We start from the raw sequence: 8,604 nt of genomic DNA, 5'->3' as shown, positions 1-8,604 counted from the left end.
ATTGGGATACGCATTTAATAAGTTGTCCCAATCAAGTAAGTATCCCATTTGAACCGGGAAAAGTTGTTCATTTTCCTTCGAGTGAATGTGCAATTTGTCCTCTGAGATCCGACTGCACAAAGAGTAAAAGAGGACGTAGTGTATCAATCCATCCTGATGAAGCTTTAATGCAAGAGTTGCGGGCGCGTCAATCCACTACCACTGGTCGTCTCGACTTGAGAAAGCGTACTACAGTTGAACATTCTCGCTTCCCATATTGGTCATTGGCAGGGGGACCGTGCCCGGTATCTTGGACAAAGGAAAAATCTCTTCGATTTACGTCGAGTCGCTGTTGTCCATAACCTCCATGTCATTGCTCGAATATCTAAGCTTTTGCCAATTCAATCGGGCATAGAGTCGAATTCATTGGTCGGGTAATTGCATACATCTCTTTTGTTGTCAACTTCTAATACTGTACCGACGCCCTAGGCGGGATAGTTGCGCCAACATCTGTTTCCTGTGGCTGTTGACTGTTGACTGTTGACTGTTGGCTGTTAACTGTCAGTCGAAAAACTGAATGATGGTTGAGTGTTGACTGTTGATTCGATTTTACGCCCGACGATGAAGCGCGGATTTGATACAAGCTATGGGCGGCATCTCGCAACCTAAAAACAGATTTCTAAGGCAGAACGGTTCAAGCGAGCGAGCAAAAGTCAGCCGACGATTTCCTGCGTACAAGTACAAAATAAATTAGCATACTGGCGAACGATATTCAGATCACAGCAGAATTAGATAAATGTTTACAGATATCAACGAGGAATAGCACTCAATGCGAAAGTTAAACAGTTCAAATTTGGTCGCTTTACTAATTGGCACAGCAGTCATTTTTTTGATTTTGGTAACATCAGTTAGCGCTCAAGCGAAATTCACAGAGCGCTCGAAACTAGCAATTAATGGAATAGGGCCAATTCGGGTAGGTATGACAGTTGATGAAGCCTCACAATCTGCTGGAATTAGATTAATTAGAATTGGGAGTGGTGGTATTGACGAGTATCAGTGTTCCTACGTTCAACCACAAGGAGAGCCAAAGGGAATTAGCTTTATGGTAACAAAGGGCCGCATTGCCAGAGTGGATATTAGCAGCAAGCGCATTACCACCATCAAAGGAGCTAGAATCGGGGATAATGAAAACCGAATTTTATCTTTATATCCAGGGCAAATTCAAGCAAAACCTCATCCTTATGTAAGCCGCCCACCTGACAATGGAAAATATCTAACTTTCGTGCCTAAAGATGCGGTTGATAAAAACTACCGCCTAATTTTTGAGACTAGCAAAAATCGTGTAGATAGGTTCCGTTCGGGTAAACTTCCTGAAGTTGAGTATATAGAAGGCTGTTCGTAATAGGCTCAAAAAACTCTTAATCCTGTGACATCCACCTCAACAGCCGACAGCACTTTGGGTTCCATCTCGTACAAATCATTCAGAACAAGCTTGGCATCGGGAAACACGAAATACTCCGTCAAACGATTTTAGATTTTAGATTTTAGATTTTAGAATTGAAGCATTGACCCCACGGATAAATTGGGGGACTCCTTTATCAGATACAGGTTTTTTATTTCTGGACGGATGAGTCCGGGGGCCTGTATCCTGGATGCTTTCGGTCAGCGTGGCGCTGCGGTAATTAAACGCTTTGTAGTCGATCGCTCAATCCTGGAAATCTCGATTTCGATCGCCCGCAATAGCCAACAGATGCAAAAATAATTAGAGACTACTTAAGATCAGTCCCAGTTAAAAAAAGAATCCAACTGTAAGCCCCTGCTCCAAACCCTCATAAAATCAGTGATTTCCCATCGAAAATCTCAAATCTCAAATCGAAAATAGCATGAGTCCCAGCTTGCGAACAGTCATTGCTACCAGGTATGTCACTCCCTTGCGCGAGGGCGGATCGCTGCCGGCGATCGTCGAAGCAGATGATGATGGTATGTACGTGCTCAAATTTCGCGGTGCGGGCCAGGGAGCCAAATCTCTGATCGCCGAGCTAGTGGCGGGAGAGATTGCTCGCGCCTCCGGGCTCCCAATCCCCGAACTCGTCTTTGTTGAACTCGATCCCGAACTGGCTCGGACTGAGCCTGACCCGGAAATTCAAGATTTGATCCGAGCAAGTGCTGGCCTCAACCTCGCCCTCGACTATCTTCCGGGCTCGATTACCTTTGACCCGATAGCGGGCAAGTCCGAGGCGGATTTGGCCTCAGAAATCGTCTGGTTCGATGCTTTTGTAACCAACATCGATCGCACGCCGCGCAATGCAAATATGCTGGTATGGCACCGCCGGCTTTGGCTGATCGATCACGGTGCAGCCCTCTACTTCCACCACACCTGGAAAGATTATCTCTCGCGCAGCCGCGATCGTTTTCCGCCAATCAAAGACCACGTTCTGCTGCGTTTTGCGAGCACGCTGGAAGCGGCAAATTCAAAGATGACTCAAACGCTAACGCCGGACATCATTCGCAACATTGTTAAACTAATTCCTGATGCTTGGCTGGTGGGAGAATCTCCTTTCAGCGATAGCAACGAACATCGGAATGCTTATATCGAGTACCTGCTAAATCGGCTAGAATCACCACATATTTTTTTGGAGGAAGCGATTAGTGCCAGATCGATTTCTTTATGATTACGCCATTATCCGGGTCGTTCCCAAAGTTGAGCGCGAGGAGTTTATCAACGTCGGGGCGATCGTTTCTTGCGGTACGAAAAAATTCCTCGAAGCCCGTATCGAAATTGATGAACAGCGCTTGATGGCGATCGACTCAACGTTGGATCTGGAAATGATTCGCAATCACCTAGCAGTCATTCCCATCATTTGTGCGGGCGGCAAGGAATCTGGCGCGATCGGTCAACTTCCCCATAGAGAGCGCTTTCACTGGCTCGTAGCACCCCGCAGCACGATCGTTCAGACATCGCGGGTACACACTGGTTTTTGCCAGAATCTACCGGGTGCGATCGAACACTTGCTCGATACAATGGTGCGATCGTCAAGCCGAAAACCCTCTGTAAACGCTCGGTTGCTAGCGGTTGGAATTGACACTCACGAGATGCGATCGCACTCTAGTTAGCGTCAGCTTGTCAGTTAGATGCTGCTTTGAGCTTGGTGAGCGATCTATCGATTTCGGAAAACACTCAGAATGGCCAAATTATTCATATCTCTATTCTCTACCTCTGCGTGAATCAGCGTCAATCCATTGTCATCTGCGGTTAATAAATTCTCTTTTTTTTACCGCAGATGAGGGCAGATTAACACAGATTAACGCAGATGAATTAGATCGAGTTCGGTTGCACCATCGGTGATTGTTGACTGTTGGCTGGATTTGACGCCCGACGATGCTACAGGATTTGATATAACTTTTATAAAGTCTTAGCCGCAGTTTCGCAAGGTAGAAAGATGATGCAAATTGAACCGACAAATATGACTTTCCCTCTGTGGGGTTTAACAATTTTCATCCTGTGGACGATCGCGGTTGTTATCCTGCTGCTAACAGTCAGGATTCGGCATCTATCTGCGGGCGGATCTGTAAAAGATTTCGGCACACAAAACGACGACAGCTTGCTTTGGCGACTATTTCGAGTACAATCCAACTTGATAGAAAACCTGCCTTTGTATTTGGGAGTTGTTTTCCTTTTAACCGTTAGGGGTGTTTCAGGAACAGCAGTAGATTTGCTGATTGTTGTGTACATCCTATTTCGGCTTGTACATTCAGCGATTCATATTGCTGGTCTCGATCCAAAGTTTCGGTTCTTCAGCTTACTAATTCAGTTAAGCTGCTTGGTCGCCTTAACTATTATGGCAGTTTTCTAGTTGAGAAAATACACAATTGCAACCTCTATATAGTAGGGTGCGTCAGGGACAAACCTTAATTGTTTCTTACACAGCGTAAGTCAGACGCACCTTACAAGTCGATCGCCCCTGTGACATTACTGCCTGTGATTTTGCTAACTTATCGAAGTTTATGAACCGAATATCTCGTGCGATCGCTGTTGTTTTAATTGTATTAGGCTGCATTACTTTTGTTTTACTTCAGCCACCGCAATCAGCCTTAACCGTGCCACCTACTGTGCAAGAATCTCCGCCTCGCGGAGGAGATGTTGCTCAGACAGTGAATTTTGGACGGCACTTTCAAGAACTAGGAGTTGAAGGCTCGATCGCGATTTACGATTTGAACAGCGATCGGCTTTATCAACACAACCCGCAGCGTAACGCCACAGCTTTTTTACCCGCATCTACATTTAAGATTCTCAACTCTCTGATTTCCTTAGAAACAGGGGTGATTTCAGATGAGCTTGCCGTTCTAACTTGGGATGGAATTCAAAGGCAAATTCCCGCATGGAATCGAGACTTGAATATGAGAGAAGCCATAAAACTTTCCGCCGTTTGGTTTTACCAAGTTCTCGCCCGCCGAGTCGGGCACGAGCAAATGCAAAAATGGGTAGCTAAAGTCGGTTATGGCAACCAAAAAATCGGTAACAAAGACGATATTGACAAATTCTGGTTAGAAGGAGAACTGCGAATCACACCCAACGAGCAAATTCAATTTCTCCGCCGTCTCTACAAAAATGACTTACCCTTCTCAGAGCGATCGCTGTCTCTGGTGAAAGACATCATAATTGTTGAACAAACTCCCGATTACACAATTAGGGCAAAAACAGGCTGGGCAGGCTTTGGAGAACAAACAAAGCCTCAAATTGGCTGGTATGTAGGTTATTTAGAAAAGAATAAAAATGTTTACTTTTTTGCTACAAACATTGACATCCGCAACAACAATGACGCACCTGCAAGAATCGAGTTGACGCGCCGTTGCTTCAAAGATCTGGCGCTGCTGTAAGTGCGTTGTTTGTTCTCTAATATTCGCAAAAAGACCAGCGGATCGGCTAACGGTGACAGCCAAAACACCCATTTATGCGATGCCTGAGTTAGCTCGTAGGAAGCCGAGTCTTTTAAATGTTTTAGGACATACACCATTGGCACATATAGCAATCCTTGCAGGTGTCGTAAACTTTTTACCCCACCTCAACCCTCCCCTTACTAAGGGGAGGGAGTAAGAAATTCACAAATGATTTAGGATTGCTATATATATAGTTGCTATCGTCCTATATATCATTTCTCGCAGCAAGGCGACAATCATCTAAGACTGCATTAAGTTCTTGAACGACTAGCCAGGGGTTTCGACCTTTCAAACAAGCTACAATTGCTGCTTCATAGGGATTTCTGCCAGTTTTTTTTACTGCTGCGATCGCCTGTTTGTTAGAGAATCCCCGCCCGCTGACCAACCAAGCAGCCAAAACCTGTCCTGTACGTCCGATCCCTCCAGAACAGTGAACTACCACCCGTTCGCCTTTGCTATTTGCAGATTCCAAGAACGGCAATATGCGATCGATTAAAATATCGCGATCGACCAATTCAAAGTCTGCAATCGGCGCCCAGCAAACTCGATCGCACCCAAAGATTTTCCGATATGTTCCCAGTAAATCAGTGTAGCGGATGAGTTGCGTCTGAGCAAGCAAGCAACAAACTTGCTTAATATTATGCCCCTGCATAAATTCAATCCAGCGAGCAATTTCTGCATCGCGGTATCCTGGTCTGGCTGCACCAAACACAATTAATTCCTTCTCTGAAGCCGCAGCGAATTTGTGCATACTGTTTTCAATATTTTTACCTATAATTAAGAAAGACGCACAAATCCTGAATCAACAATGAAAAACAAGAGCTCGATCGCTTTAATGAACTGGCTGCAACCCAAACCAGAAACCGTTTTGCTATGCGACTCAATTGCAGCAGCTTCTGACATGGCATTTATGCTCAACGGTGAGTGGGATGGGTGCAATAGTTTGGTGCTCCCTAAATCCGACAAGGTAGCAATTGAAGCAGCCGCTAGTTTGCTGGAGACATCGTGGTGCTACCAAAATACTTGCGAACCGGTTTTAATTCGGCTGGAAGTTGACGAATTGCTGCGCCGTTATGCGGTTGGAGACAGGTTTTTTATTAATGCTAACTTGCGATGCGCGCAATTGAGCGAACTTTGCTTGGAAAACATTGATTTGAGTTATGCTAAATTGAATTTAGCTAACTTCAGTGGCACTAATTTAAGCAAAGCCAACTTAATGGCAGCACAGATGCCAGCAGCTAATTTGAGTGGCAGCAATTTGAGTAAATCGCAACTTGTGAGGGCGAATTTATCAGGAGCAAATTTATCGGATGCTAATCTCAGAGATGCTGATTTGAGTTATGCAGATTTAAGCAATGTTTGCTTAACAGGTGCTGACTTAAGAGGTGCAAATTTAGCGAGAACAGACTTAAGAAAAACAAGCTTAGATGGGGCGATTTTTGAGTAATACCAAATCCCGCTTAAATACTCCCTCTCACACCCCGTGGGTAAATCCTGTAAACATTTATCTGCGTTAATTCGCGTACATCCGCCACCATCTGCGGTTAAAGTTCCAAAGTAATTAACTGAGCAATTTCTTCAGTCTGAAAACCTACAGCCATCGGCTTTTGCACTGTCGGAATCACTTGCACATCATAGAGTTCCGTGACAATCCCTTCAAACCGCAACCAGTGAACGATCGCCCCCGTAGTCAAATCGATCGCCATCATACCACAGCGAGGCTCAGCATCCTTTGCTGCTAACAACTCATCCAATTCTAAACCGCTAAAAGTGTTGTCACCTCCCCGAGGTTTCGACAGTCCAACAATTGCCCAATTTTGCCAAAATGCTAGTCCTCGCACATATCCGGGACAAAACGCAATCGCCTCAAATTTCCCTGTATCTAAATCCACATATCCTAATTCCCCTCTCCCCGAATTCAGCAGCCACAACTTGTCTTGATACCAGCGAGGCGAGTGCGGCATTGACAATCCCGTAACGATAATATCATTAGATTGGATATCAATAACTATACCGCCGTTTTTTCTGCGCTCGCGCCAGCCATCCACCACATCCGACTGACTCGACGCTGTGACATATTTCGCTTCTCCTTCTACCATTGCTAAACCGTTGAGGTGACAGCGGTCTTCATTGATATATTGTGAGATGAAACCTGGTTTCCACAGAGGTTTGCAACTGTGGCGATCGCTCAAAGTAGCGATACAATTAAACAAAGTGCTAATAAAAATGATTTGATTATTTTTATCGACTGCGATATCGTGAATGTCGATATCTCCTGTGGTATAACCGATTCTTGGTATATATAATTTATCGTATCCTTGGTATAATTTCCCGGATTCTAAGACATTATCTAATTGCCAGAGTTGATATTTTGAACTTAAATAAAGGCGTTCCGGCGTGCAGAAAAGCCCCATTGCGCGATCGAATATTCGCCAAAAAGCCGAGATTCTGTTGGTTTCTGGCACAGCACCGATTAACATTAACCTGCTGGTTTGATAGGTAGTGCAAGCGAGGCTGATTTGTTGTTGGGTTAACCAAGATGGAAAATCGCGATCGCCAAAAATCTCGTGTTCGTGGACTTTATTGGAAACTGCGGCATCGTTATTCATAGAATCACTGAGCGTAATTGCCTAAAATCAATAATCTCATAAACCCGTCGCCGCGCCACGGTAAATCGCTTCGACTTTTGATAATTCCTGTAATATCTAGAAATATATAAAAATTTGTACATGAGGGAACTAAAGCACTGACAGTGCCATCCAAATCTGGTAATGACAACTTATATGGTGGCGACAGCCGCGACATCCTCAACGGCAATACAGGCAATGATTTTATCAGCGGTGGTAGGGGCGATGACATCCTATTTGGAGATGAAGGAAATGACATCATTCTTGGTGAATTGGGCAATGATTTAATTTTGGGAGGCCAAGGCAATGATTTCATCAATTGCAGCAAAGGTGATGACATCATTTTTGGCAATGAAAATGATGACTTCATTGATGGCGGTAAGGCTGATGACACTTTGTTTGGAGACCAAAGTAAGGACATAATACTTGGCAATCAAGGTAATGACTACCTGTTTGGCAACCAGGACTCAGATACCATCTGTGGCGGCGCAGGCAATGATTTGATCGGTGGTGACGAAGGAGCAGATATCCTGGGAGGGAGTGAAGGAAATGATACTATTTACGGAGGCGAAGATAACTATATTCTCGCTGGTTGTAAAAGTGATGATATTCTTTACGTAGACTTGAGAAATGATAGCTTAATTGGCGGTAGTGGCAACGATATCTTTGTCTTAAAAGCTGGTCAAGGATTTGATATTATTGCTGATTTTACAATCGACAAAAATTCGATCGCACTAACCGGATCTTTGAGCTTTAGCCAGTTAGAAATAACTCAAAATACTCAGGGAACTCTCATCAAGAATCTCTTGACATGGGAAGAGTTAGGTGTGATGATTGGAGTGAGTGCGAATGCGATTACATCGGCTAATTTCCGGCTGATTTAGGAAATCAAGAAAAGTACGATCGCCCCTTCGATCCAAAAGGGCGATCGCACTTCTACCAATTTAAAAAGGTCTAGCAAAGATTTAATGCTTATTCATACTTGGGTCTTCTGGGTTTGCGGTGTAAACTGTATAATATATGAACTTTATGCTAGAGGCTAAGCTCATGGATTTTCATC

10 protein-coding genes and 1 pseudogene are annotated in these 8,604 nt (G+C 44.4%); 9 read left to right on the top strand and 2 right to left on the bottom strand.

All coding sequences use genetic code 11. The annotated features are described in order from the left end of the window. From QUA54_RS33235 to blaOXA, 7 genes and pseudogenes are all read left to right on the top strand, one after another. Positions 1-417, top strand: a pseudogene (locus tag QUA54_RS33235) (transposase); the annotation flags it as partial. A 391-nt stretch (positions 418-808) separates the two neighbouring features. Continuing rightward, positions 809-1,381 carry a hypothetical protein gene (locus QUA54_RS33230; RefSeq protein WP_333419173.1) on the top strand — a complete coding sequence of 191 codons (573 nt, stop codon included), beginning with the start codon at positions 809-811 and terminating at the stop codon, positions 1,379-1,381. A gap of 225 nt (positions 1,382-1,606) precedes the next feature. Further along, positions 1,607-1,741, top strand: coding sequence for a hypothetical protein (locus tag QUA54_RS33225; RefSeq protein WP_333419171.1), 135 nt, complete (start codon positions 1,607-1,609; stop codon positions 1,739-1,741). Positions 1,742-1,862: 121 nt separating this feature from the next. Further along, positions 1,863-2,651, top strand: a complete 789-nt coding sequence (locus QUA54_RS33220) for a HipA family kinase (RefSeq protein WP_333419169.1) — start codon at positions 1,863-1,865, stop codon at positions 2,649-2,651. Then, positions 2,629-3,093, top strand: a complete 465-nt coding sequence (locus QUA54_RS33215; RefSeq protein ID WP_333419167.1) for a DUF3037 domain-containing protein — start codon at positions 2,629-2,631, stop codon at positions 3,091-3,093. Before QUA54_RS33220 ends, QUA54_RS33215 begins: the two co-directional genes overlap by 23 nt. A 326-nt stretch (positions 3,094-3,419) precedes the next feature. Further along, positions 3,420-3,833, top strand: coding sequence for an MAPEG family protein (locus QUA54_RS33210; RefSeq protein WP_172185970.1), 414 nt, complete (start codon positions 3,420-3,422; stop codon positions 3,831-3,833). Positions 3,834-3,984: 151 nt separating this feature from the next. Then, a complete protein-coding gene (blaOXA, locus tag QUA54_RS33205) occupies positions 3,985-4,857 on the top strand; it encodes a class D beta-lactamase (RefSeq protein WP_333419165.1) in 873 nt (290 codons plus the stop codon). 265 nt (positions 4,858-5,122) lie between these two features. Here blaOXA and QUA54_RS33200 read toward each other — a convergent pair whose 3' ends face one another. Continuing rightward, complete coding sequence (locus QUA54_RS33200) at positions 5,123-5,668, bottom strand: phosphatase domain-containing putative toxin (RefSeq protein ID WP_333419163.1); 546 nt, start codon at positions 5,666-5,668, stop codon at positions 5,123-5,125. Positions 5,669-5,725: 57 nt separating this feature from the next. Here QUA54_RS33200 and QUA54_RS33195 point away from each other — a divergent pair, with 57 nt between their 5' ends. Further along, positions 5,726-6,364 carry a pentapeptide repeat-containing protein gene (locus QUA54_RS33195; RefSeq protein WP_333419161.1) on the top strand — a complete coding sequence of 213 codons (639 nt, stop codon included), beginning with the start codon at positions 5,726-5,728 and terminating at the stop codon, positions 6,362-6,364. Positions 6,365-6,461: 97 nt separating this feature from the next. Here QUA54_RS33195 and QUA54_RS33190 read toward each other — a convergent pair whose 3' ends face one another. Further along, on the bottom strand, positions 6,462-7,526 hold the full coding sequence (locus tag QUA54_RS33190; protein WP_333419159.1) for a TIGR03032 family protein: 1,065 nt from the start codon (positions 7,524-7,526) through the stop codon (positions 6,462-6,464). A 143-nt stretch (positions 7,527-7,669) separates the two neighbouring features. Here QUA54_RS33190 and QUA54_RS33185 point away from each other — a divergent pair, with 143 nt between their 5' ends. Then, positions 7,670-8,428, top strand: a complete 759-nt coding sequence (locus tag QUA54_RS33185) for a calcium-binding protein (protein WP_333419157.1) — start codon at positions 7,670-7,672, stop codon at positions 8,426-8,428. The last annotated feature ends 176 nt before the right edge of the window (positions 8,429-8,604 follow it).

This window comes from Microcoleus sp. MOSTC5 (assembly GCF_036701825.1).
GTDB lineage: Bacteria > Cyanobacteriota > Cyanobacteriia > Cyanobacteriales > Microcoleaceae > Microcoleus > Microcoleus asticus.
This window is presented reverse-complemented; position numbering and strand designations above follow the sequence as displayed.